Source organism: Alcaligenes sp. 13f, from assembly GCF_020496585.1.
Classification (GTDB): domain Bacteria; phylum Pseudomonadota; class Gammaproteobacteria; order Burkholderiales; family Burkholderiaceae_B; genus Alcaligenes; species Alcaligenes phenolicus.
In genome coordinates, this window is record NZ_JAHKKC010000005.1 from 1 (window position 1) to 24,503 (window position 24,503).

The window sequence follows — 24,503 nt, forward strand, 5'->3', positions numbered from 1 at the left end:
CGCCTCCCCCTCCTAATGAGCGTTTCGGCCCCAGCCCGTACTGGCCTCCGGGCCCGGCCTATCGGGGCCACGATCAGGCCCGCGAAGCCGTGCGCCGTGGAGAAGCCTTGCCGCTGCGGGAAGTCCTGAAGCGGGTTCGCGAGACCTATCCCGGACGAGTGCTGCGTGTGCAGTTTGAATATGACGAGCGCTTTGAGCTCTGGGTGTATGACTTGCGCATGCTGGTTGACGACAACCGCCTGTTGCGTTTGAAAGTGGACGCCTTGACCGCCAAAGTGTTGCTTGTGCGCGGCGTGAAACGCTCGCATTCCCGAGGACATTAAGATGCGGATACTGGTTGTTGAAGACGAACCTACCTTGGCATCGCAATTGCAGCAGGCGCTGGAACGGGCTGGCTATGCCGTTCAGGTGGCCCATGATGGTGAGCAAGGCCATTATCAGGGCGAGGTAGAGGCCTTTGATGCTGTAGTGCTGGATCTGGGTTTGCCGGGCATGGATGGGGTATCAGTCTTGCGTCGTTGGCGTGCTTCGGATATCAATATGCCGGTGCTGATTCTGACCGCACGCAATGATTGGCACGACAAGGTCGAAGGTATGGATGCGGGTGCCGACGATTACGTGGCCAAACCCTTTCACATGGAAGAGCTGCTGGCTCGTATGCGCGCTTTGCTGCGCCGTGCGGCCGGTCAGGCGAACCCACGTTTGCAGCTGGGCAAATTGGAGCTGGACGCGCGCTCGTCCTCGATCAGTTGTGCGGGCATGGTCTTGTCGCTGACCAGCCATGAATACCGTTTGCTGGCGTTCATGATGCATCACCCTGGCCAAGTGCTGTCGCGTACTCAACTGACCGAGCATATTTACTCTCAGGACTTCGAGCGCGACTCCAATACCATCGAGGTTTTTATCGGCCGTCTGCGCAAGAAATTGCCCGCCGGTTATATCGAAACGGTGCGAGGTATGGGCTACCGTCTGGTGGACCCTGAAGCATGATCGCCTTGCGGGGTCATACCATTCTGGGCTCTCTGCGTGGCCGCCTGCTGCTGGGGACTTTGGCCTGGATTCTGATCAGTATTGTTCTGGCCGGTTTGGGCCTGAACCGCTTGTTTCAAGACCACGTTTACCGTCAGTTCGAGCAGCGTTTGCAAACCCACCTGGACCAGATCATGGCGGACGTGAATCTGGACAATGCGGATGGGGTGACTCTGCAATCGCGCCTGAGCGATCCTTTATTTGAGCAGCCTTATTCGGGCATGTACTGGCAGATTGCCCGCCAGGAAGCGGGCGGTGAGCAGTGGACGGTGGTTTTGCGCTCGACGTCCTTGTGGGACGAGGCTCTGGATGTGAATGCTCCCGATTCGCCCAATGGCGTCTTGTCGCTGACGGGGCCGGAAAAGCAACGCCTGGTTGTGTTGCGTCAGGAGCTGGACGAGGTGAATGACAAGGGACAAAGCTTGCAGATCATGGTGGCCGGCAACCGGGAGCTGCTGGCCGAACCATTAGCCCGTTTTGAGCGGATTCTGTTCCTGTCGCTAGGTGGTTTGGCCGTGGGTTTGATCCTGGCGGCAATCTTGCAAGTGGTGCTGGCCTTGTACCCTCTGCATCTTTTGCGACGTCGTTTGCTGGATGTGCAGGAGGGGCGGGAGCCACAAGTCAGTGGCAATTTCCCCAGTGAAATTCAACCCTTGGTGGATGATTTCAATGCTGTACTCAGTGCTAATGCGGGTATGGTGGATCGCGCACGGGCGCAGGCGGGAAATCTTGCCCATGCGGTCAAAACCCCGCTAACAATTATGGGCAACGCCGCGCAAGCCGAAGATCCGCATTTGGCGGCTTTGGTTAGCGAGCAGGTGGCCTTGGCCCAGCGTCAGGTTGACCACCACTTGTCTCGTGCACGAGCCATGGCGGTACGCGCCATAGGTGTGCGTACGGATGTGTCTAGTTGTCTGCAGTCCTTGTGTCGGGTGATGGGGCGTTTGCATAGCGACAAGCAGATTCATCTGGATTTACCCGATCAGGAGTTGATCTTTAAAGGCGAAGAGCAGGACTTGCAGGAGATGGCTGGAAACCTGTTGGATAACGCCTGCAAATGGGCGACGCAGAATGTGTGGTGTCAGATGTGGCAGCAGGACAATGTGCTGCATCTGGTGGTGGAAGATGATGGTCCTGGCCTTGAGCCGGAGCAGTTGGAGCGTGTGTTTGGTCGTGGCCAGCGTGCGGATGAGCGACATCCAGGCTTTGGATTGGGACTGGATATTGTGCGTGAGCTGGCGCGCAGCTATCAGGGGAAGGTGCAAGCCAGTGCGTCGGAGAAAGGGGGGTTGCGGCTGGATTTGACCTTGGCAAGTTAAGGCCGGAAGCCAGGTGCCAACGCCATCGCCAACTAACTTTAACTCCCGTGCAAGTGCAGTAGCGTCGAGGTACCTGAGGCCAGCGGACTGAGTGGCTAGGGTGAACAAGGGGAGGCAGGTGGGGGTTATGCTTGATCATCCATGAAAAACGCCCGGCGAAGCGGGCGTTTTCCAGCACATGAATCGGGCCAGCCTTAGTTCCAGGGGCCGCCATCGCCACCCAGGCTGTAGCGTCCGGCGCCGATCAAGCCGACTGTGAGCGCACCAATCAGGAACATGCCTTGCAACTCCAGGGCCCAAATACCTTGGGCATTGAAACTGCCGATCTGGTTGCTATGGGCCAGCAACAAGGCAATGACCATGTTCATGGCTACAATCAAACCGCCGGCACGGGCGTAAAAACCCAGAATCATCAGGACGGGAGCAATCACTTCGCCTATGTACACGCCCCAGGCCAGAAAGCCGGGCATATTGTTGGCGATCAGCATTCTTTCGATTCCTCCGATGCCATAACGTATCTTGGCGATGCCGTGCAGCAGGATCAACACACCGACCGTGACACGCAGCAAGAGTTTTCCAAGATCATCACGAGACATACAGGCGCTCCATTATGTAGTGGGACAGGAAGGTGCGTTATTGTAGAAGACCGGGTTCTTAAAAGTATGACGGAGCATTTACATGACACAAAAGCAGGCTGTCGCAGCAGAACTGGCCCCCAGCGGGGTTTTGCGTGTTGCCATGAATTATGGCAATCCCGTCCTGGCCCAACGCGGTGCCAATGAGCAGTCGCCCAAAGGGGTCTCGGCGGACCTGGCGCGCAGTGTGGCGCAAGAGCTGGGCCTGAGCGTGCAATTTCATGGCTACGATGCGGCCCAGGCTGTCGTAGAGGCGGTCTACAGGGACGAGTGGGATCTGGCTTTTTTGGCGATTGATCCCAAGCGTGCGGAAAAGATTCGCTTCAGTGAAGCCTATGTGCATATCGAAGGAACCTATCTGGTGCGTGACGAGTCCGCCTTTCAGAACGTGGATCAGCTGGATCAGCAAGGCGTGTGCATTGCCGTTGGCAAAGGGGCGGCCTACGATTTGTTCCTGAGCCGTCATTTAAAACATGCCGATCTGGTACGGGCAACGACCTCTGCCGATGCGATTGATCTGTTTGTGGAAGAAGAGCTGGATGCCGCTGCGGGCGTACGACAGCCTTTGGAGCGCTATGCCCGCTCCCGCAGCGGCTTGCGTGTGCTGCCCGACAGTTTCACTGTGATTCGTCAGGCCATGGCGGTGCCGTCAGAGCGTACGCTGGCCCATGCCTGGGTTGAGGCCTTTATTGCCCGGCAGAAAAAGGAAGGGATGGTGGCGCAGTTCCTGGCTGATAGCGGTCAGGCGAATGTCACCGTACCGGAATAGGCGCAAGACGCGTATTCAATTCGTCTTGCAGGGCCTGTCTGAACAGGGCCTGCGCCTTGCCCACATCCTGTCCCTTGGATTGCAGAAGATAAATGGGCAAGTCCAGACCATTGCTGCCGGTAGAGAACTGGATACGGTGCAAACGGCCAGACTCCAGTGAGGGCCGCAGGCAAGACAAGGGCAGATTTGCCCAACCCAATCCCCGTTCCACTAGTTCCAGTGTCATGGGCAGACTGTCCGTTTTCCATTGACGCAGGCTGAGCATGGAACGGTCCTTGCGTATATCCTTGTCGGGGCTGGTAATCACAATCTGCCGGTAGGCTTTCAAATCTTCCAGGGGCCTGGGGCTGTCCTGTAGCAAGGGATGGCCGGGTGCAGCGACAGCGCTAATGGTTTCGGTCCACAGCGATTGCACAATCCCCACGCTTTCCAGTTCCCGCCCGCCATAGGCAATGCACAGATCCAGCTCGCGCTTTTGCAGTGCTTCGAGCAGCGCGTCTTGGGGCGCGGTTCGCAGTTCTATGTCCAGACCGGGATAGCGTTGCTCCAGAGCCTGCAAGGCAATCAACGCCGGTTCGGGATCGACATCGCACACGATACCCAGCCGTAAATGGCTTTCCAATCCCCCCGATAATTCCTGCAAATGCAGTCGCAAACTCTGCAAGCGGCTGGCGATCAGCTTGGCGTCGGGCAGCATGGCCAGTAGTTCGGCCGTGGGTACAGGTTCACGTCGGCTGCGGTCAAAAAGCGACAGATCCAGCTCGGCCTCCAGATTGGCCACGGCCATGCTGACGGCCGATTGTGTGCGGCGCAACGCTCGCGCGGCGGCGGAGAAGGAGCCGTGTTCAACCACGGCAAGCAAGAGCTCAAGATGATCACTGGTAAGCATGGCTAAACCATAAGTAAAACTGATGGAATCTGACTTTTTCTAGAAGCTGTACTGCGGATAATCATGCTTTCTGAGCTTTTGATCAAGGATATTTATCGTGCAGGGATGGAAAAGAAGAGTCGTCTACATAGGGATGTTCGAGTTGCTGGGCATGATGGTAGCGGCAACCGTATTGGGGCACTTGAGTGGGGCAGGGGCCATGGAAAGTGGGATGCTGTCTTTCATGATCAGCACCTGCGCAGTATCGGTGAACCTGTTCTACAACATGCTGTTTGAAGCCTGGGAGCGCCGTCGTCAGATTCAGGCGCGTACGTTCTGGCACCGGGTGCTGCACGTGGCCGGTTTTCAGATTGTGCTGGTGTCTTTGCTGATCCCGCTGATTGCGTGGTGGCTAAATGTCAGCTTGTGGAAAGCTTTTTTGATGGAAGCGGTGTTGCTGGCTTTCTTTCCCATCTTCGCCTTTATCTACAACTGGGCATTTGATTCTATTTTTGGTTTGCCCGACTCGGTGGGTGTGAGCGCCAGCCAAAGTTAAATGACGCAGTGAACCGAACTGGCAAAACTAAAAGGCCTTGCAGATTGCTCTGCAAGGCCTTTGAATTTTTTGGTCGGGGCGGCGGGATTCGAACTCGCGACCCTCTGGTCCCAAACCAGATGCGCTACCAGGCTGCGCTACGCCCCGACTAAGAAAAAAATTATATCCTGTCGTGGTGAACTTGGCAAGCATAGGCCCATATCAAAAAGGGGCTTGCACGCATTTATCGGGAGTCAGCTAATTTTCAGCCCTGTAAAGATGTGTTTCTTATGTTGGGCTTAAACATTTTAGGTGCTTATAGTTAAGTGACAAGCTGATCATAAGGCATTGTGTTCTTTGTTTTTTTCCACACGAGTAGCATTCATGCACCGGGGGCAGGCAAAGAAGTTGGGGGCGAATGCTGCTCATCATTTTTCCAAAAGGAGAAAGGACGATGAGCCAAGTTTCACAGGGTGGAATACTGACACGGCGACATTTCCTGACGATGGTCGGGTATGCCGCAGGTGGCGCGGCCATGTATCAGGCCATGATGCGTCTGGGCCATGCGGCGGAGGGCAGTTACGATGGCCCGATTCGCCTGGAAGGCAAGCCCAAGCCAGGGACCTCTGTGGTGATCCTGGGGGCGGGTCTGGCTGGCATGGTGGCCGCTTTGGAGCTGCGCAACGCAGGGTACAAAGTCAAAATCCTGGAGTTTCGGGAAAAAGTGGGGGGGCGCAACTGGTCCTTGCATGGCGGGGACAGCTATACCGAGCTTGGGGGCGCCAAGCAGGATGTCAAGTTCGACAAGGATCAATACATCAACCCCGGCCCGTGGCGGATTCCTTTCCATCACCGGGCCTTGCTGGATTATTGCAAGCGGCTGAAAGTCAGGCTGGAACCGTTTATCCAGTACAACTACAACGCCTATCTGCATAGCAAAGAGCATTTTGGTGGCAAGCCTCAGCGGTTTCGCCATATCCACGCGGATTTTCAGGGGCAGGTCTCCGAGCTCTTGTCCAAAGCCATTAATACTCAGTCGCTGGATGCACCCTTGTCCAAGGAGGATCAGGAAAAGCTGCTGGAAGCCTTGCGCAGCTGGGGGGCCTTGGACAAGAACATGGCTTATGTGAAAGGCCATGCCAGTTCCGAGGTACGCGGTTTTGAGCGTGATCCGGGAGGTGGTCTGAATGCACAACCCGAGTTTTCCGAGCCTTTGAAACTGGCCGATATTGTGCGCTCCAGTGTTTGGCACAATATGGGCATTCATGATCTGTACGAGTTCCAGCAAACCATGTTTCAGCCGGTTGGCGGGATGGACCAGATCGGCGCTGCTTTTGGCAAGGAGCTGGAGGGCCTGTTTACCTTTAATGCCAAGGTCACTGCAATCAAGCAGAGTGATGGCAAGGTGACGGTTAGCTACAAGGATCAAAGCAAGGGCAGCGAGCACACTGAAACAGCAGACTGGTGCGTATGTACCATTCCCTTGTCGATTCTGAGCCAGATAGATCTGGATGCCAGCAAGGAAATGCACGCTGCCATTGACGCTGTGCCCTACGCTCCCTCGGTCAAGATCGGGCTGCAGTTCAAACGGCGCTTCTGGGAAGATGATGACGCGATCTATGGCGGCATCAGTTATACCGACCTGCCCATCACACAAATCTCTTACCCCAGTGGCGGCATGATGGCCGGTGGCAAAGGCGTATTGCTGGGGGGGTATATGTTCGGTCCCAGCGCCGTGGAATGGTCGTCGCTCAGTCCTGAGGACCGGGTCAAGAAGGCCCTGGAATATGGTGCGCAAATCCACCCTCAATATAAGGATGAGTTCGAGAGTGGGGTGGCGGTCGCCTGGCACCGCGTTCCCTGGACATTGGGCTGCTATGGCATGTGGACGGACCAGACACGGGCCGCGCACTACGAGAACCTGTGCCAGATTGATGGTCGACTGGTTTTGGCGGGTGAGCACGCTTCTTACGTCAACGCCTGGCAGGAAGGCGCGATCCTGTCGTCCCTGAACGCGATTTCCCGCCTGCATAGCCATATTGTGGGTAATCAACAAGCCGATTCCAAAGGAGCCTAGTCATGATGATGCGATCTCTAGCGGTTTTTCTGGCCTCGGGACTGTTGACCATCAGCCATGCGGATACGGCGGTGGTAGGGGGTGATACGGTGGTCTTTACCCAGAAAACCGGCCAGGAAATTTATGAGCAGGTCTGTGCGTCTTGCCACATGATCGATGGCAAGGGCGCTCAAGGGGCGGGCATGTATCCGTCCCTGTCCAAGAATCCGAAACTGGGGGCGCCTGCTTATGTGGTGTTCATGGTGAACCAGGGCAATAAGGGCATGCCTGGTTTTGGTGGCGTACTCAATGACGAGCAAATAGCCGAAGTCGTCAACTATGTGCGCTCTCACCTGGGCAATGAGTTCACTGACAAGATCACGGCCAAGGATGTGGCAGGCCAGCGTCCCAAGGACCACCAGTACTTTGATCTGAACTGATCAAAGGCTGCTTGTCGTCATGCTGACACCTGATTGGAGCACGGTCTTCGCACTGGAAATACCTGTGTTGGAGTCCGTGCTGCGAGGCACAGTGGTGTACTTTGTTCTGTTCGTCCTGCTGCGGCTGGCAGGACGACGTGAACTGGGATCGCTGGGCGTTGCGGACCTGTTGATTCTTTTGCTGATTGCCGATGCCAGTGGTAATGCGATGTCAGGCGGCAGCAATTCCTTGACGGATGGTCTGCTGGTGGCCGCAACCATTGTGGCCTGGGGGTACATAGTCGATTGGCTGATGTACCGATTCCCGGCGCTCAATGCACTGGCCACTCCGCGCAAAGTGTGTGTGGTCAGGGACGGGCAATTGCAGTGGCGCAATATGCGTCGGGAGTTTGTGACCCGCGATGAAATCCTGAGTGAAATGCGTTTGGCCGGAATCCAGTCGCTGGAAGAGGTAGCGGCGGCTTATATTGAGCCTAATGGCAAACTCAGCTTTTTGAAGGACACATCCGTGTAGTGTGAACGGGTCGGGAACAGGCAGGGCTGAAGGCTCAGGCCCGATAGCCCTGCGAAATCCATTGCATGCAGAAAATAAAGGTGAACACCGCTACGGGGAAGGGCAGCAAGGCAAAAAGCCGAATAGCCGGACTGCGAGTTTGTCCGCGCAGGCCACGCTTGTAAACATAGAGGCCGATCAGGCAGGCGATCAGGGGGAACAGAAAGACTGGCAGGAGCAGAAACAGGGTAGGGACGGTCAGGAGGCACAGCAGTAAGGCCAGGCTGCTCAGACCTAGAATTTTTGAATTGCTCATTTCCGATTCCTGATCAGGGTAGGTCGTCAGAGCATAACGCAAATAAGGCGATGCCCTGGGAGCAGACAAAGAAAAAGGCTTAGTTCACTGTGCAATGAACTAAGCCTTTAATTCTTTAATGGTCGGGGCGGCGGGATTCGAACTCGCGACCCTCTGGTCCCAAACCAGATGCGCTACCAGGCTGCGCTACGCCCCGACTAAAGAAAAGCATAATAGAACGAATTCAGGACTTCGTCAAGCCCTGAGCCTTCGGTTTTAGCGTTTTTGCAGGTGGGGCAGGGTGTAAGCCTGTTCGTGATACGCCCAGCTAGGCCAGAGCACGTGGGCAAGGGCTTCCTTGGCCAGCCCTTCGTCTATCTGTTCCAGCAGCTCGTACTTGTCCGGCGCGGTATAGCGATACTGACAAGGCGGCAGGTGTGGCATCAGCACGGTCAGGATGTCGCCTTTCAAATAGCCATAGTTCTCGAAGTACTGCATCATGGCCCGGTCGCTGTCCTGCTGGGTCAGGTCGCGCCCGATCATGGGGTGCTCGCTTTCAATGCCCATCAGGGATAGCAGGGTGGGAGCCAGGTCAATCTGGCTCATGATGCGTTCGTCCTGACGGCTGGGAACGCCTGCGCCCAGAATCAGGGCAGGAATATGGAAGTGACGCACAGGTACCAGATTGGCACCGCCCACGCGCGAGTCATGGTCGGCCACGATCAAGAATACTGTGTTGTCCCAATAGTCGGATTCACGCGCTTTCTTGAAGAAGTCCCCAATGGCCCAGTCGGCGTAACGTACCGTGTTCTCTACCGTGGCGGGATCGCCTTCCACCTGAATACGGCCAGCCGGGTATTCCCAAGGCGAGTGGTTGCTGACGGAGAACGCCAGCGTCAGGGTGGGTTGCTCCTTGTCCTGGCTTAGCAACTGGTGCAACTTGTTGAACATATCCTCGTCGCTGGCGCCCCAGGTGCCGACGAACTCGGGGGACTCAAAGCTGGATTGCTCATGCAGCTCATCAAAGCCATTGCCCAGGAAAAAGCTCTTCATATTGTCAAAGTGGGCTTCGCCGCCATAGATAAAGCGTGAGCGGTAACCTTGTTCCTTGAGCAATTGGGCCAGGGTAAAAAAGCGGGTTTGCGAGCCGGGCAGGCGCAGTACAGCGTCTGCCACGGTTGGGGGGAAACCGGCAGAAACCGCTTCCAGACCCCGTACCGAACGCGTGCCGGTAGCGTAGGCGCGGCGAAAGTTCCAGCCCGTTTGGGCCAGTTTGTCCAGTTCGGGGGTTAGATTGGCGCCGCCCAGATTGCTGACATATTGCGCCCCCAGGCTCTCCTCCACGATCAGGACCAGATTGGGTTTGCGCTCACGTTTTTGCACTGGCGTCTGACGATGCAGGGTGGGGAGTGTGTCAGGGCCAGCCGGCAAGGCAGCCGCATCGCGCACGATCTGGTTCATTTCTGCGACGTCCAGGCCACCGTAAATATCCTCGGCCGAGCGCTCGTTTTTCATGCTGTAGATGGCGTAGGCCACGTTATACAGCGAGTTCAAGGGCAGCGTGTTGAGCATGCTGTCGCTGCTCCAGGCGACCGAAGAAGGATTGATGGGGCGGTGGGCCAAGGTGCCCCGAATTGCCAGGATGCACAGGGCCGCAGCAATCAGCATCCAGATAGGACGCAGCCACCAGCTCATCACGGGGTCGGCAGACACATGACCAAAAATAGACCAGCCCGAATACACAATCAGCCCCAGACCAATCAGGGCGATGCCTATCATCAGCTTGTAACCTTTCCAGAGCATGCCCACTACTTCTTGAGGGTGCTTCAGATAGTCCACATACAGCCGATTGGGGCGAGTGTCGTATTCAATAATGAATTGGGGCGTGGAAACTTCCAGCAAGGTCAGCAGGAACCAGGCGAAGGTAAACCAGATGGCGGCTATGGTCGTCATGACGGGATAGTGTCCTAGCCAGGGGGCCAGCAAGACCACGGGGGCGCTGAGCGCGGCGATCATCAGGGCGTCGATACGCAAGCCGCCAATCAGGATGGGCAGCAGACCTCCGGCCTGACGCACACGCGGCCATTGCCACAAGGCAAAAGCCAGCCTGAAAGCGGTCAGCAAAATCAGGGCTGAAGGAACAAAAACGTAAACAAGATGGCGCATAAAATGTGGTCCTGGTCGACCTAATTGCCACGGACGGTGGCACTGGCATCGAATTGCACGATTGTATGTCAGTTTACTGAGCAAACTATCTTGCTAAACGCTTGGGCTTCTCGGGGAAGTGTGGCCGCATGCCGGTTCAAGGTTTAAAGACGAAAAAAAAGCAGGCCGCTTTGAAAGACAGCCTGCCGCTAAGGAGGAGTTAAGGGGAGCCAGCCCTGTGTTCCCAGGGCTGGCGATAGGTTTAGGCAACGCGTTGGCTGGGTTCGGTACGAGAACGGAACTGGCTGCGTTGTTGTTCACGCTGGGCGTAGGCTTTGACGTGGCCCGCATCTTTGACATGGCCGTAGCCACGGATCAGATCCGGGTAGTTCAACCAGCGCTGGGCCACTTCCATATTGTCCGCATCCAGGTGGGCGCTGACTTCATTCAGGTCGGCCAGATAGTCTTCAATGTTCTGACGTTCCTGACGGCGTTCCTGGGTGTAGCCAAAGATATCCAGCGCACCACCGCGCAAACCACGCAGACGGGCCAAAATCTTGAACAAGCTGCGGGTCGAAGGGCCAAACTTGCTCTTGACTGGCTGACCCTGGCTGTTCTTGCGACCGAGCAAGGGCGGGGCCAGATGGTATTCAATCTGGTAGTCCTTGCCAGGCTCACCCGCAAACTGGGCACGCAGCTTGTCCAGGAAGGCCGGGTCGGTGTAAAGGCGGGCCACTTCGTACTCGTCCTTGTAGCTCATCAGCTTGGCCAGCTGCGTGGCGGCGATACGAGTCAGGGGTAGAGCCTTGTCCTGATTCAGGCGCGCTTCGCGTTCCATGACCTTGTTGATGGCGTCGCGGTAACGCTTGGCCCAGGCTGGGTTCTGATAGGCAGTCAGGTGTTCTTCCATGCGCTTGATCAGGGACTGCACGCTTTCAGGAAAAGTGACTTCGCGGGCTTTGGGTGTCGCACCTTCCATCAAGGCTTCGATACCCTTTTCAGCCGCCAGACGCCCCCACTGGAAGGCTTCACGGTTGGCTTTGACAGCGACGCCGTTCAGTTCGATAGCGCGCAGCAAGCTGTCCATATGCAGCGGAATCCAGCCGCGCTGGAAGGCATAGCCCAGCAAGATGGGGTTGGCATAGAGCGCATCGCCCATAACGTGTACGGCCAGGGCATTGGCGTCCAGATAGCGGATTTCCTTGCCTACGGCATTTTCGATATCCGTGCAGGCGGTTTGCAGCGGGAATTTCCAGTGCGCATTGCCGATCAGGTCCGAAGTCGGGCTAGCTGCGGTGTTGATAATGGTGTGGGTGCGATCGCGGCTGACACGGCTCAGTACATCCGTGGAGGCGCTAACCAGAGCATCACTGCCAATCAGCAAGGAGGCCTCGCCCGTTGGGACGCGGGTGGCATGGAGCAGATCGGGCTGGCGTGCGATTTGCACGTGGCTTAGCACCGCACCACCTTTCTGGGCCAAACCGGCCATATCCAGAACGCTGACCCCTTTTTGCTCGATATGAGCAGCCATACCCAGCAGGCCGCCTACCGTCACGACACCTGTGCCGCCAATACCGGCGATCAAAATACCGTAGGTCTTGTCCAGATCCGGCAGTTTGGGCAAAGGCAGGTCGGCCAGATTGAAGGACTCCAGCGAACGGCCCTGAGCTTCCGGCTTGCGTACCTGCGCCCCTTTCAGCGTGACAAAGCTGGGGCAGAAACCGTTAACGCAGGAGAAGTCCTTATTACAGGAGGACTGGTTGATGCGGCGCTTGGAGCCCATAGGGGTGTCCAGAGGCTCAACGGACAAGCAGTTGGATTTGACCGAGCAGTCCCCGCAGCCTTCACAGACCGTGTCGTTGATGAAGGCGCGCAGGGCAGGGTCCGGGTAAGTCCCTTTCTTGCGGCGACGGCGTTTTTCCGTGGCGCAGGTCTGGTCGTAGACCAGGATGGTGGTGCCGGGCACTTCGCGCAGCTCGCGCTGTACGCGGTCCAGCTCATCACGGTGATACACAGGCGGGTTGCCAGCCAGGGTCACGCCCTTGAATTTCTCGGGCTCGTCGGTGACCACCACAATCTTGCGAGCGCCCTCGGCATGGACCTGGGCAATGACGTCGGTGACTTTCAAGATCCCGTCTACGGGCTGGCCGCCTGTCATGGCAACGGCATCGTTATACAGAATCTTGTAGGTGATATTGGAGTTGGCTGCGATCGAGGCTCGGATCGCCAAAATTCCCGAATGGAAATACGTGCCATCGCCCAGGTTGGCGAAGACGTGTTTTTCATCGGTAAAGGGTTGTTGGCCAATCCAGGCGACGCCTTCGCCGCCCATATGACTGAAGGTGGAGGTGCTGCGATCCATCCAGACCGTCATGTAGTGGCAGCCAATCCCGGCCATGGCGCGCGAGCCTTCGGGCACGCGAGTGGAGGTATTGTGCGGACAGCCCGAACAGAACCAGGGCTTGCGCTCTACGCTGACGCGCGGCATACGGGCTTCGCGGTCCTTGGCATCCAGAATGGCCAGACGGGCCTGGATGCGGGCTTGCAGCTCCTCGGAAATGTCCATGGTGCACAAGCGGCGGGCAATGGCGCGCGCAATAATCGCAGGAGACAGTTCACCTTGAGGAGGGAGTAGCCAGGGCGAGCGCAAGCTGGACCATTCGCCGCCACCGTGTTCGGTCTCGTCAAACTTGCCGTAGACCTTGGGACGTACGTCATCGCGCCAGTTGTACAGCTCTTCTTTAAGTGCATATTCCAGAATCTGGCGTTTTTCTTCCACCACCAGAATTTCGGACAGGCCGGTTGCGAACTGGCGGGCGTCTTGCCCGTCCAGGGGCCAAATACAGCCCACTTTAAATAGTCGGATACCTAGCTCGGCGCATAGCTCGTCGGACAGGCCCAGATCGGCCAGTGCCTGACGGGTATCCAGATAGGCTTTACCCGCCGTCATGATGCCAAAGCGGGCTTCGGGCGAATCAATCTCGACGCGGTTCAATTTGTTGGCGCGCACATAAGCCAGAGCGGCGTACCACTTGTGGTTCATCATGCGGGCTTCTTGCGCCAGTGGCGGGTCTGGCCAGCGGATGTTCAGACCATCGGCGGGCATGTCCTCGATCTCGGGCAGGACAATGTTCAGGCTGTCCGGGTCCAGATCGACCGAGGCGTTTGACTCCACCACTTCGGTGACGCATTTCAAGGCTACCCACAGGCCGGAGAAACGGCTCATGGCCCAGCCGTGCTGGCCAAAATCCAGGTATTCCTGCACGTTGGCCGGGTAGAGCACGGGAATACCGGCGGCGGCGAAAACGTGATCGGACTGGTGGGCAACGGTGGAGGATTTGGCACCGTGGTCATCGCCTGCCAGTACCAGCACACCTCCGTGGCGGGCGCTACCGGCCGAGTTGGCATGCTTGAACACGTCCATGGAGCGGTCCACGCCAGGGCCCTTGCCGTACCACATGGCAAAGGTGCCGTCGAAACGGGCACTGGGGTACAGATTGGTTTGCTGGCTACCCCAGACGGCGGTAGCGGCCAGATCTTCGTTCAGACCGGGTTTGAACACGATGTCGTGTTCTTTCAGATGTTTGCTGGCTTGCCACAGAGCCTGGTCTACGCTCCCTAATGGGGAGCCCCGGTAGCCAGAGATGAAGCCTGCTGTATTCAGACCGGCGCGCCGGTCCCGTTCTTTCTGCAGCATGGGCAAGCGCACCAGGGCTTGGGTGCCGCTCATATAGGCGCGGCCCTTGGTGACAGTGTATTTGTCATCCAGGGACACGGATTCCAACATGGCCTTGTAAGGTTTGTTGAGTGGGGCGTTCATGAGTTTGTCTCCTGCAAGAAGGATGGTTTTCGTGCAAGTTGTTGTCGTTTGTTCTTTAGTCTAGGGCAGCTTTTTGTTATCGTAAAATCAAATTTACGTGTACCTGATATCTGAAAAACGGATGGCTATGAAGCACGAAGTGACTCTGAGGCAGTTTCGATATTTCATTGCTGCGGCGGTCAGCGGGCAGTTCTCGGCGGCGGCCCAGGCGGAGAATGTCTCGCAGTCGGCCATCAGTAATGCGGTGCAAAGTCTGGAGCGCCAGCTGAATGTGGCCTTGTTTGAGCGTTTGCCCCATGGTGTGGAGTTAACGCCACAGGGACAGGCGTTCTTTCACCACGCCCATCACGTGATTGATGCCGTCAGCGATGCGCTGAACCATGCAGATTTGCGGCGACAAAATATTGAAGGGCAGATTCGGGTAGCCGCGGGCTATACGGTTCTAGGCTACTTCTTGCCTGATCTGATCAGTCGTTTCAAGCACAGCTATCCGAATATCGACATCGAGCTGGTGGATATGGAGCGCCCCGAAATGGAGGCCGCACTGGAGGGCGAGCGTATCGATCTGGGTGTTGCTATTTTGTCGAATATCACCGATTTGGCCATGTTCGGGCACCATCGCCTGAGCAGTTCCCGCCGGCGCTTATGGGTGTCGGATCAACATGCCCTGGCCAATGAGTCCAGTGTGTCCCTGGAGCAGGTCAACAACTATCCCTACATCTTTCTGACGGTGGACGATGCCGATACGGCGGCCATGCGACATTGGGGCAGCCCCGGCTTTCCGGAGCGTGTCGCTATGCGGACCCGCTCCCTGGAGGCGGTGCGCGGTTTGGTGGCTTATGGCTTTGGGGTGACGATCTTGTCAGATATGGTTTACCGGCCCTGGTCTCTGGAAGGCAAGCGTATCCATGCCATCGGGATTCATGACCCGGTGGAGTCGGTAGAGGTGGGCTTGTTGTGGCCCAAAGGACGTGAGCCGGAAGGATTGGTGGCCTTGTTTCAGCGTTTTCTGATTCAGGCCTGTGATCATGATATGGCCCGCGCCGGCATGGGAAGCCGACGCGGTGGGGGACTGTTGTAGAAGCGCTTACGGCACCAGCGCCAGACCGATACGGAACTGCGAAGAGCGATCGCGGTAACCCAGCATGGTTTCCGCATAGCCCGAGAAGTACTGGCCGTAGAGATAGCCATTCATGTTCAAAGGCGTGCGGTTCAGTGGCCAGGCAATCGTGAACTCATGCGTATTGCGGCTGCCCGCGCCCTTGTTGTACATGCCAGACAGTACCAGTCCGTTGTCCTGGGCGTAGCGGACTTTCCAGTCGTAACGGCCACGGTAGTGTGCCCAGTCTGCGTTCTCGCCCATGAACACATAGTGCTTGATGCGTGGGGCAAACGTCAGTGTGGCACCGTGATCAAAGCGGTAATTGAATTCGGGCTGGATGAAGACCTCGTTCATGGAGCGCGAGTCATCACCGGCCTTGCCGTTAGAAGCGTGTTCGTAGCCGGTGGCCAGACCCATGAACAGACGTTTCTGCTCGGATTCCCAGATGGAGTCCTTACGCCAGAAGAAGCTGGGGCGGTAGGTGGTGTCTACAAAAGGCTTGGAGTCGGCATGCAGATCCCACAGGGCTGTTTGCGTATAGCCAATGTAGAAGTGATCGTAGAACTTCGGATTGCTAGGATCATCCGGCGAATGCAGACGGTACTTGAAGCTCAGCTGGAAGCGGGCATTGGTGCCGCCTTTATTGCCGACAATAAAGTAGGTCGGGTCGTGAGCCGAAATCGCGTTGCTGAAGTTCTCGAAACTGGAGTTTGCGGGTTTCAGGCCTTGTCCGTTATTGATGGCTGGCCCTTCGCGTTGTGCTCCGGCCGCGACGGCCTGTGCATAGGGCAGGGCCGGGTCAATGACACGTGGGTCATGGCCAGCACCTGCGTTCACCACAGCGGCGTTTGCCGGTTGCGAGGTAATCGGGCTTTGGCCTTCCGGATTGGTGTCCAGCGCCAACATTACACGCTCGCCTTCAATATTGACGGCTTGCAAGCCGGTCAAACCATTGGGGACCACGGCTCGCCAACTGTAGGCGGTGAAGTTGTTGGTAGGGATGGATGCTCGGGGCCGCGGGTTGACCAGTTCGGCCAGGCTGCGGATGACGTTGCCGTTATTGTCGCGCCACTGCAAAACCAGGTTTTGCGGGGCGGTCCAGCTCATCAAGCTGCCTGTGTCGTTGTAGACGATGGCGTCAATATCGACGGTTTCACCAGAACTGGCCTGTACTTGGCGCAACTGATAGCTGATACCTGCCTGTGCGGTATTCAGGATAGCGCTCAAGATAAGAAGGGGGGCCGATAGTATTAAAGAGTGCTTACTTAGTTTCTTTTTGGTCGGCATGGAGAAAAGTCCAGGAAAACGGGTTAATCCGTACACGACTGTACCATTTGCGACTAAAAATACTACCTATAATTATTTTTCTTACAGTATTGACACTCTGACCAGAGTGCTGCTTATCTAAAACAGATTTTCAGGCTAGAATATTCGATTGTCCTTTTCAGGTCTGTTTTTTTACAAAAAATGGGCCTTGAATTCGGTCCTTATTCCTTACGGACCGTTATCTCGGACCTTGCATCGCCTGACGGTTTTGACGATGCCACCATCACCTGGCGGGTGTAGCTCAGTTGGATAGAGCACAGGCCTTCTAAGCCTGGGGCCGGGGGTTCGAACCCCTCCACCCGCGCCAACCTTACTCCCTTTTTCTTGCGTGCTTTTCTGCTCCTAGGCATTACCCTGAGCCGATGCATTTAGTAAGTATGGTGTAAGTGTCGGGCTCTAATGTTCACCGCATAGACGTCGGCAGGCGTCTTCATAGCGCCGTTTTCAGCCTTTTCAGGCTGGGCCGGTTCAATAAGATACGCCAGCAAAATAAGGCGTTCAGAACAATGCGGAGACAAACTATGCAAGACCCCCTTGTAGGTCGGATTACGGCCAATCCTCGCTATCAGAATCTGGTCAAGACCCGGTTGCGGCTGGGTTGGATACTCACCATCGTCATGCTGGTGGCTTACTACAGTTACATCGGCATTATTGCTTTCGACAAGGAATTGTTTGCAGAGCGCTTGGGTGATGGCGTCATGACCCTGGGTATTCCTATTGGTTTTGGAGTCATTGTGTTGGCTGTTGTCATTACGGGCATTTATGTCTGGCGCGCCAATACCAAATTTGACCAAATGGCCAAGGACGTCCTTGAGGAGGTGCGTAAATGAAGCATTCCTACCTTCGTTCCGGCCTGGCTCTGGGCCTGATGCTGGCCAGTCCTGCCTTGCTGGCAGCTGGCGGCGATCTGGGCGAGCTGCAAAAGCAGCCGACCAACTGGACCGCCATCGGCATGTTTGCGGTCTTTGTGCTGGCGACCTTGTGGATTACCAAATGGGCAGCTGCCCGCACCAAGTCGGTCTCTGACTTTTACACGGCAGGTGGCGGTATTACAGGCTTTCAAAACGGCCTGGCCATTGCCGGTGACTATATGTCTGCGGCTTCCTTTTTGGGTATTTCGGCGGCGGTGATGATCAACGGCTACGATGGCCTGATCTACTCCATCGGCTTTCTGGTCGGCTGGCCCATCATTACATTCCTGCTGGCAGAAAAGCTGCGTAACCTGGGTAAATTCACCTTTGCTGACGTAGCCGCTTACCGCTTCCGTCAAGGTCCTATCCGCGCCTTTGCCGCCTCGGGCACGCTGGTTGTGGTTCTGTTCTATCTGATCGCACAGATGGTAGGCGCCGGTCAGTTGATCAAGCTGCTGTTTGGCCTGGAGTACTGGGTGGCTGTGGTGCTGGTGGGCGTGTTGATGATGGTCTACGTGCTGTTTGGCGGCATGACAGCCACCACCTGGGTGCAGATCATCAAAGCTGGCCTGCTGCTGTTCGGTGCTTCCTTCATGGCCATCATGGTGTTGGCACAATATGGTTTTTCGCCAGAAAAACTGTTCGCTGCGGCTGTGCAGGTCAAGACAGATGCCGCTATTGCAGCCGGTAAAGATGCTGTCCAGGCCTCCACAATTGGTCAAGCCATCATGGGCCCCGGCAACTTCATCAAGGACCCTATCAGCGCGATTTCATTCGGTATGGCTCTGATGTTTGGTACTGCTGGTCTGCCACACATTCTGATGCGTTTCTTTACCGTGCCTGATGCAAAAGAAGCACGTAAATCCGTGTTCTGGGCAACCACCTGGATTGGTTACTTCTACATCCTGACCTTCATTATTGGTTTCGGCGCTATCGTGCTGGTGTCCACCAATCCCCGCTTCCTGGAAGTTGGCGGCGATCTGATTGGCGGTTCTAATATGGCCGCTGTGCACTTGGCTGATGCTGTTGGTGGCGACGTGTTCCTGGGCTTTATGTCGGCAGTGGCGTTTGCCACGATTCTGGCTGTGGTGGCTGGTTTGACGCTCTCCGGTACATCCGCCGTGTCGCACGACCTGTACTCCACGCTGATCAAGAAGGGCGAAGCCACGAACGAGGAAGTCATGCGTGTATCGCGCACTACCACCTTGATCCTGGGTGTGGTTGCCGTGTTGCTGGGTATTATTTTCGAGAAGCAGAACATCGCCTTCATGGTGTCTCTGGCCTTCGCGATTGCTGCCTCGGCTAACTTCCCGGTCCTGTTCCTGTCCATTCTGTGGAAAGGCTGCACGACACGTGGTGCCACGATTGGTGGTTTCCTGGGCTTGATCGTTGCCTTGCTGCTGACTTTGCTCTCGCCTTCGGTGTGGGAAGCTACGCTGGGCAATCCAGCCGGTTCTTCGCCATTCCCTTATGCGTCGGCAGCGCTGTTCTCCATGCCTTTGGCTTTCGTGGCGATCTGGTTCTTCTCGATCACTGACCGTAGCCCACGTGCCGAGATCGACCGTGCTGGTTTCGAGGCTCAGTCGGTACGCTCCGAGACAGGTGTGGGTGCAGAGGCAGCGTCTGCGCACTAATCTGCTCTGACAGGCCGGGCTTGTTTGCCCGTGCCTGAGCCTGATTGTTAAGGGTGCAAAAAAACCCGGTGTGATTCAGATCACACCGGGTTTTTTATTTGCCCATGCCGCTATTGCTGTCAGTACTGCTGGTCGTGTGTTGCGGATATCAAGCACACAGCAGTCAGTCTCTCTATTCAGGGATTCAGCTTCAGGCCTGAGTCTCGGACGGGACGGGCAGGCCGTCAAAACGCTCGTAGAAGTAGGCGGCGGCCTCCGGTGCCTGTTCATCCTCGGCCCGCAAGGTGGACAGAATATAGCGCTCGGCCTTGCCGCAGACCTGACGGTATACATCCCGGCACAGCTCATAAGCCTGTTTCCCTGCCCAGCCTGCTGGCAGCAGCTCAATAGGCAGTTGAGGGTCGTGCAGCTGAATACGGCGGAACTCGTGAATCAGCAGGGTGCGAATCACAAAGGCCAGCTCGTCGTTATAGTCGTGGCCTGCATCCAGCATGGCCAGAGCGGGCGCAAAGCGCTGGATGAACTGACCGTAGCCGCTGGCCACCTGGGCCAGATCCCAGCTGTCCTGAATCAATTGGGACAGAGGGCGGGTTTGCGGCAGTTGGGAAGGTTCCAGCTTGCCCACATACACCTGCGACTGCGCCTGTGTCGCCTGCAGGATGTAGTCCAGAATCGTGTGATCCGGGTTGGGGTGCAGGAAAGCCGTGGGTGACAAGGCGCAAAAACCTTCCCACAGCAGTTCCTTGCGCAGGTCTGCCCGTTGCTTGGAGTTCATCATCAAGCTGGGCATGCTGAAGATCAGCGTCCATTGCCCGTCCCAGGCCAGATAGGTCGGGGTGTAGATGCGTTGATACGCGTGTTCGAAGCGCTGGCTGGCTTCGGGACGCAAGGTGTACTGGCTGCGTCGCCCTTCGCGCTGCGCGCTCAGCCAGCCCTCCTCGGCCAGCCTGTACACGCTGGTGCGCACCAGTCGGTCGCTGATCCCGAAGGGGGCCAGCAACTGAATCAAACTGCCTAGCCAGAGTTTGCCGCCATGTGGGCGAATTACGTCGCCAAACAAGGTCATGACCAGGGACTTGGCTCGGGGAGGGCGGTTTTCCAGATGGTGGGCGGCCCATTGGGCCAGGTCGGAATAAGGAAGCTCGGACATTGTTTTTTTAATGGCGCTCAAGTCTGTTTTGGAACGGCACGCCTGTCTGTGTAGACCGTTTAAGCGCTTGATTATAAAGGGTGGGTGCGCAAGCGGATTGAAAGATTGTGCAAGCCAGGGGCTTTCTTGAAGCTTGCAGCAGTTTCAGGTGCGCACACATTACAGATAGGGGCTGGCCAGCCAGATCAGGCGGTTGCGCAAGCGCTTGCCAAAGCCGATTGAACTTAAGGACTCCAGGCTGACGGCTTCGGCGTCCTCAATTTCCAGATCAATCAGGTTCTGGATTTGGCGGGCCGTGTCGCGGCTGTAGATTTCTACGTCCAGCTCGAAGTTCAATCGCAAGCTGCGCGGGTCCAGATTGGACGAACCAATATAAGACCAGACTCCGTCAATCGTCATGAGCTTGGAGTGGTTGAAGGGGCCGCTGGCGCGCCAGACCCGGCAGCCTGCGCGCAGCACCTGATCCAGTTGGGCTGTCATGGCGTAATTGACCAGGCGCAGATTGTTTTGCCCGGGGATGACGATATCCACTTGAATGCCGCGTCGGGCGGCGGTGTTCAAGGCACCCAACAGGATCTGATCGGGCAGAAAGTAGGGAGACTGAATACGGATATGGCGCTGGGCAATGGCAAACGCCCCTTGCAGCATATGGTGGGTACTGGCCATGAAACGGTCCGGGCCCGAAGCAATGCAGCGAGCCGGAACGTGAGGTCTGGGGGCGGGCGAGGAACTGGCATGCCAGTAAGCGGGCGATAGATCTTCGCGAGTCGTGAACTGCCAGTCGTGGCGGAAAGAAGCCAGCAATTGCATGACTGCCGGGCCTTCCAGGCGGAAATGGGTGTCTTGAGAGGGCTTGCCGTCGCTGTACTGCGCCATAAAGGACTCACGCAGATTCATGCCGCCGGTAAAACCTACCGTGCCATCCACAATCAGCAATTTGCGGTGACTGCGCAGATTGGCGTAGGGCATGCGCAGAAAGCCCAGGGGGTTGGTCATGAACAAAGCGCAGCGTATGCCTTCGCGGCGCAGCAATCGAACAATGGGCGTACGCGAATATTTCGCCCCGATGGCATCGACCAGCACACGAATCTGCACGCCACGTTGATGGGCGCGCGACAGGGCGCTGACAAATTCACGCCCCAGGCGATCGCTATCGAAGATATAGCTTTGCAAGGCAATGGTGCTGTGGGCCTGATCAATGGCTTCCAGCATGGCGGGATAAGCCTGATCGCCGCCGACCAGAACGCGCACATTATTGCCATTGCGTAGTTGGCTGCGGCTGACGCGGTCCCCCAGAATTTGCAAAGAGCGAAATGGGGCGCCGACCAGGGCACCAATGTCCGAGACGGGAGGGTGCAGATAGGTGACCTGTTCATAGAACACGTCTGCACTTTGTTCCAGAAGGCTTTGTCTGCGTACGCGGTTGATCCCGGCAATCAAATACAGGAATGGCCCGAGCAGGGGCGACATGATGATGACGCCCACCCAGCTGATGGCGGCGCGGACATCATTTTTGGTCATGGCGGCATGAATGGCCGCTGAAGCGCCTAGTATCACGCTGAGCGCCAAGGCTAGATGCGGCCAGTAATCGTGCAGCAGGGAGCGCAGGTGTATCAGATGCTCTTGCATGGGTTCAGGTGCTACGGTTCTTGTCAGGCAGGTCCGGGCGTTGGTAGAGGCTGTGCATCCAGGACGGGTTTGGTTCGCCGCGGGCGGCAAACTGCTGCAGGCGGGAGGGAGAGCGCCATACGCCACCGCCTATGCCTGGCGAGGGCTGGACGCCATACCAGAACCATTGGCCATCTTCATCCTGTGCAAGCCAGTCCCAATTGACGGGTGCCTGATCCCAGCAGGGGAAACCGAGTGTCATCAGCAAACTTCCAGAAAATGGGACAGATTAGAGTATAAGAAAGCGTGGTTTTGTGCCAGTTTCTATTACAGAGGAGGCGGGCTGAAATGCCGGGTGTTTGATGGGGGAGGGGCTTTTGCTGTGCGGGCCTGCCAACTCGAAGGGCTGGGTCGCAGGCGAAAGCCAGGACTGGCCTGGGGTTCACAATCAAACACAGTTTATTGTCCAGCCTGAACTTGCGTGGGGTGTGCGAAGGCGGCAAACTTGTTACGATGAACAAACGCAAAAAAGCCCGCTGCGTGGCGGGCTTTCAAGTATGTTTTTTCCAGTTCCTGGTCTTGTCACCATTTAAGGAGAGTTGCAAAACCTTGGAAGCGGTAAATTTCTGGGGTGACCGATGGGGCTCGAACCCACGACAACCGGAATCACAATCCGGGACTCTACCAACTGAGCTACGGTCACCACTGTTGACTGCTTTTTTGCTTCTGGCCTACATCAAGGTGGGCTGTGAAGTAAAAAATGTATTCTAGCATGCTTTTTTTAAAGAATGCAACACTCGTGCAAGAATACTTCGACCCTGAGTCTTGCTCCGGTCTTGCCGGTTAGAGCGTGACTCAGGTTTAATGATTTCCCCTCGTAATAGCAAGGAAGCGCGAAATGTCTCAATTATTCGTCGTTCATCCCGAAAATCCTCAACCCCGCGCATTGGCTCAAGCAGCCGAACTATTGGCTAAAGGAGGGCTGCTCGCCATTCCTACCGATTCCAGTTATGCCGTTGTCGCCCGCCTGGATGACAAGTCCGCCGCTGACAACCTGCGTCGTTTGCGTGGCTTGGATGATCGTCATCATCTGACCTTGCTGTGTCGTGATCTGGCCGAGATCAGCCACTTTGCCAAAGTGGATAACCCGCAGTATCGCTTGTTGAAGATGGCCACCCCTGGCCCGTGGACGTTCATTTTGGAAGCTACCAAGGAAGTGCCGCGCCGCGTGTCGCACCCTTCGCGCAAAACCATTGGTATTCGGGTGCCCGACCAGAAAGTGGCCCTGGCCCTGATGGAAGAAGTCGGCAGCCCCTTGATTTCCACCACGCTGATTCCTGAGGGCGAAGACGAACCCTTGAACGACGCCCAGGAAATTCTGGACCGTTATGCCCATCAGTTGGCGGCGGTTGTCGATGGTGGACCTTGCCCCTTGCAGGCCACTACCGTGATCGATCTGACCGGCCCTACGCCGGAGGTGTTGCGTCGTGGCTCGGGTGATCCTGCCACTTTGGGCCTGTCCTGATCTGCGGGCTTGCACAAAACTCGCGTCCAGGTGCCTATCCGTGTTTCAATTCTGAACCTTGGGGCAGCACTCGCTGTCCCAATCAGACAGGCTGATGACAGGCGACTTATCGTCTTGAAAAAGTAGGGGATAAGTCCCCGGCCTGGACCAAGGATCACCATGGACTCTTTTATACAGACCTTGACGGTCTATGCTTTACCAGTCATTTTCGGTATTACGCTGCATGAAGCTGCCCACGGCTACGTCGCCCGCATGTTTGGCGACCCGACGGCCATGCTGGCCGGTCGCATCAGCCTGAACCCACTGCGTCATATCGACCCTATCGGCACGATTGTGGTGCCGGCGGTGCTGTTGCTGTCCAGCGCCATGATGGGCATGGGCGGCATTCTGTTTGGCTGGGCTAAACCCGTCCCTGTGGATTGGGGCCGCCTGCGCAATCCCAAGCGCGACATGCTCTGGGTTGCTCTGGCCGGACCGGCCTCCAATATGCTGATGGCTATCTTGTGGGTTCTATATGCCCATTTGATGGTCAAGATCGGGCAGGGTGACAGCCGCTTCTGGATGGGCATGGCGGTGGCCGGTGTGCAGGTCAACCTGGTTCTGATGGCACTGAATCTGCTGCCTTTGCCGCCTTTGGATGGCGGGCGCATTGTATTTAGTCTATTGCCTAATCGTTTGGCCTATCATTATTCTCGTATCGAGCCTTATGGCATGGTCATTTTGATCCTGCTGATGTTTACCGGCGTACTGTGGACCCTGATGAGTCCCTTGATTGCGCTGGGCGAAGGCATATTGAAATGGTTCTTATGATTTAACGGCTTATCCGTTAAACTTGTGAGTCAT

At 56.6% G+C, this 24,503-nt stretch carries 22 protein-coding genes and 4 tRNA genes; 14 read left to right on the forward strand and 12 right to left on the reverse strand.

From position 1 onward, the window contains the following. From KOE80_RS05200 to KOE80_RS05210, 3 genes are all read left to right on the forward strand, one after another. A partial coding sequence (locus tag KOE80_RS05200; protein WP_413228921.1) for a PepSY domain-containing protein occupies nt 1–323 on the forward strand: 323 nt, incomplete at its 5' end. Nucleotide 324: 1 nt separating this feature from the next. Further along, entirely contained in the window at nt 325–990 is a 666-nt protein-coding gene (locus tag KOE80_RS05205) for a response regulator transcription factor (RefSeq protein ID WP_035270961.1), read from the forward strand. Next, the gene (locus tag KOE80_RS05210; protein ID WP_226348561.1) at nt 987–2,348 is read left to right on the forward strand and encodes a sensor histidine kinase; all 1,362 of its coding nucleotides are present in this window, start codon (nt 987–989) and stop codon (nt 2,346–2,348) included. Before KOE80_RS05205 ends, KOE80_RS05210 begins: the two co-directional genes overlap by 4 nt. A gap of 194 nt (nt 2,349–2,542) precedes the next feature. Here the strand turns inward: KOE80_RS05210 and KOE80_RS05215 are convergent, their stop codons facing one another. Next, entirely contained in the window at nt 2,543–2,944 is a 402-nt protein-coding gene (locus KOE80_RS05215; protein ID WP_009457944.1) for a DoxX family protein, read from the reverse strand. Between the two features lie 82 nt (nt 2,945–3,026). Between KOE80_RS05215 and KOE80_RS05220 the strand changes: the two genes are divergently transcribed. Next, nucleotides 3,027–3,752, forward strand: coding sequence for a transporter substrate-binding domain-containing protein (locus tag KOE80_RS05220; RefSeq protein WP_060185658.1), 726 nt, complete (start codon nt 3,027–3,029; stop codon nt 3,750–3,752). On the opposite strand, the gene KOE80_RS05225 is transcribed toward KOE80_RS05220, so the two are convergent. After that, nucleotides 3,736–4,641 (reverse strand): LysR family transcriptional regulator, encoded by a 906-nt coding sequence (locus KOE80_RS05225; RefSeq protein ID WP_226348562.1) that lies wholly within the window; start codon nt 4,639–4,641, stop codon nt 3,736–3,738. The genes KOE80_RS05220 and KOE80_RS05225 overlap by 17 nt on opposite strands. 97 nt (nt 4,642–4,738) lie before the next feature. Here KOE80_RS05225 and KOE80_RS05230 point away from each other — a divergent pair, with 97 nt between their 5' ends. Next, entirely contained in the window at nt 4,739–5,176 is a 438-nt protein-coding gene (locus tag KOE80_RS05230) for a PACE efflux transporter (RefSeq protein ID WP_009457937.1), read from the forward strand. Nucleotides 5,177–5,246: 70 nt separating this feature from the next. On the opposite strand, the gene KOE80_RS05235 is transcribed toward KOE80_RS05230, so the two are convergent. Continuing rightward, nucleotides 5,247–5,323, reverse strand: a tRNA-Pro gene (locus tag KOE80_RS05235). 286 nt (nt 5,324–5,609) lie between these two features. Between KOE80_RS05235 and KOE80_RS05240 the strand changes: the two genes are divergently transcribed. The 3 genes from KOE80_RS05240 to KOE80_RS05250 are packed head-to-tail and all read left to right on the forward strand — an operon-like array spanning nt 5,610 to nt 8,165. Next, nucleotides 5,610–7,232: a flavin monoamine oxidase family protein gene (locus KOE80_RS05240; protein ID WP_009457935.1), complete on the forward strand. Its 1,623-nt coding sequence runs from the start codon at nt 5,610–5,612 to the stop codon at nt 7,230–7,232. A gap of 2 nt (nt 7,233–7,234) precedes the next feature. Beyond that, nucleotides 7,235–7,651 carry a c-type cytochrome gene (locus KOE80_RS05245; RefSeq protein WP_009457933.1) on the forward strand — a complete coding sequence of 139 codons (417 nt, stop codon included), beginning with the start codon at nt 7,235–7,237 and terminating at the stop codon, nt 7,649–7,651. A 19-nt stretch (nt 7,652–7,670) separates the two neighbouring features. Beyond that, on the forward strand, nt 7,671–8,165 hold the full coding sequence (locus KOE80_RS05250) for a DUF421 domain-containing protein (protein WP_009457931.1): 495 nt from the start codon (nt 7,671–7,673) through the stop codon (nt 8,163–8,165). Nucleotides 8,166–8,199: 34 nt separating this feature from the next. Here KOE80_RS05250 and KOE80_RS05255 read toward each other — a convergent pair whose 3' ends face one another. From KOE80_RS05255 to KOE80_RS05270, 4 genes are all read right to left on the reverse strand, one after another. Continuing rightward, entirely contained in the window at nt 8,200–8,460 is a 261-nt protein-coding gene (locus KOE80_RS05255) for a hypothetical protein (RefSeq protein WP_226348563.1), read from the reverse strand. 119 nt (nt 8,461–8,579) lie between these two features. Continuing rightward, a tRNA-Pro gene (locus KOE80_RS05260) sits at nt 8,580–8,656 on the reverse strand. 59 nt (nt 8,657–8,715) lie between these two features. After that, nucleotides 8,716–10,605, reverse strand: a complete 1,890-nt coding sequence (locus KOE80_RS05265) for an LTA synthase family protein (protein ID WP_226348564.1) — start codon at nt 10,603–10,605, stop codon at nt 8,716–8,718. 241 nt (nt 10,606–10,846) lie between these two features. Further along, complete coding sequence (locus KOE80_RS05270; RefSeq protein ID WP_226348565.1) at nt 10,847–14,404, reverse strand: indolepyruvate ferredoxin oxidoreductase family protein; 3,558 nt, start codon at nt 14,402–14,404, stop codon at nt 10,847–10,849. Nucleotides 14,405–14,531: 127 nt separating this feature from the next. Here KOE80_RS05270 and KOE80_RS05275 point away from each other — a divergent pair, with 127 nt between their 5' ends. Next, nucleotides 14,532–15,485 (forward strand): LysR family transcriptional regulator, encoded by a 954-nt coding sequence (locus KOE80_RS05275; protein WP_022983505.1) that lies wholly within the window; start codon nt 14,532–14,534, stop codon nt 15,483–15,485. Nucleotides 15,486–15,491: 6 nt separating this feature from the next. Here the strand turns inward: KOE80_RS05275 and KOE80_RS05280 are convergent, their stop codons facing one another. After that, nucleotides 15,492–16,793 (reverse strand): phospholipase A, encoded by a 1,302-nt coding sequence (locus KOE80_RS05280; protein WP_083054064.1) that lies wholly within the window; start codon nt 16,791–16,793, stop codon nt 15,492–15,494. Between the two features lie 269 nt (nt 16,794–17,062). Here KOE80_RS05280 and KOE80_RS05285 point away from each other — a divergent pair. The 3 genes from KOE80_RS05285 (at nt 17,063) to KOE80_RS05295 (ending at nt 19,377) form a co-directional block, all read left to right on the forward strand. Then, nucleotides 17,063–17,139: transfer RNA gene (locus KOE80_RS05285), tRNA-Arg, on the forward strand. 214 nt (nt 17,140–17,353) lie between these two features. Then, nucleotides 17,354–17,662, forward strand: a complete 309-nt coding sequence (locus tag KOE80_RS05290) for a DUF485 domain-containing protein (RefSeq protein WP_009457917.1) — start codon at nt 17,354–17,356, stop codon at nt 17,660–17,662. Beyond that, complete coding sequence (locus KOE80_RS05295) at nt 17,659–19,377, forward strand: cation acetate symporter (protein WP_035270945.1); 1,719 nt, start codon at nt 17,659–17,661, stop codon at nt 19,375–19,377. Before KOE80_RS05290 ends, KOE80_RS05295 begins: the two co-directional genes overlap by 4 nt. Before the next feature lie 190 nt (nt 19,378–19,567). On the opposite strand, the gene paaX is transcribed toward KOE80_RS05295, so the two are convergent. The 4 genes from paaX to KOE80_RS05315 form a co-directional block, all read right to left on the reverse strand. Further along, nucleotides 19,568–20,527 carry a phenylacetic acid degradation operon negative regulatory protein PaaX gene (paaX, locus tag KOE80_RS05300; protein ID WP_022983507.1) on the reverse strand — a complete coding sequence of 320 codons (960 nt, stop codon included), beginning with the start codon at nt 20,525–20,527 and terminating at the stop codon, nt 19,568–19,570. 159 nt (nt 20,528–20,686) lie between these two features. Then, nucleotides 20,687–22,156, reverse strand: a complete 1,470-nt coding sequence (locus KOE80_RS05305) for a phospholipase D-like domain-containing protein (RefSeq protein WP_026485269.1) — start codon at nt 22,154–22,156, stop codon at nt 20,687–20,689. Nucleotides 22,157–22,160: 4 nt separating this feature from the next. Further along, nucleotides 22,161–22,397 (reverse strand): hypothetical protein, encoded by a 237-nt coding sequence (locus KOE80_RS05310; protein WP_022983509.1) that lies wholly within the window; start codon nt 22,395–22,397, stop codon nt 22,161–22,163. Nucleotides 22,398–22,762: 365 nt separating this feature from the next. Next, nucleotides 22,763–22,838, reverse strand: a tRNA-His gene (locus KOE80_RS05315). 195 nt (nt 22,839–23,033) lie between these two features. Between KOE80_RS05315 and KOE80_RS05320 the strand changes: the two genes are divergently transcribed. Together KOE80_RS05320 and KOE80_RS05325 are read left to right on the forward strand one after the other, a co-directional pair. Next, a complete protein-coding gene (locus KOE80_RS05320) occupies nt 23,034–23,660 on the forward strand; it encodes an L-threonylcarbamoyladenylate synthase (RefSeq protein ID WP_009457902.1) in 627 nt (208 codons plus the stop codon). A gap of 159 nt (nt 23,661–23,819) precedes the next feature. Beyond that, entirely contained in the window at nt 23,820–24,470 is a 651-nt protein-coding gene (locus KOE80_RS05325) for a site-2 protease family protein (RefSeq protein ID WP_022983510.1), read from the forward strand. Nucleotides 24,471–24,503: the final 33 nt, after the last annotated feature.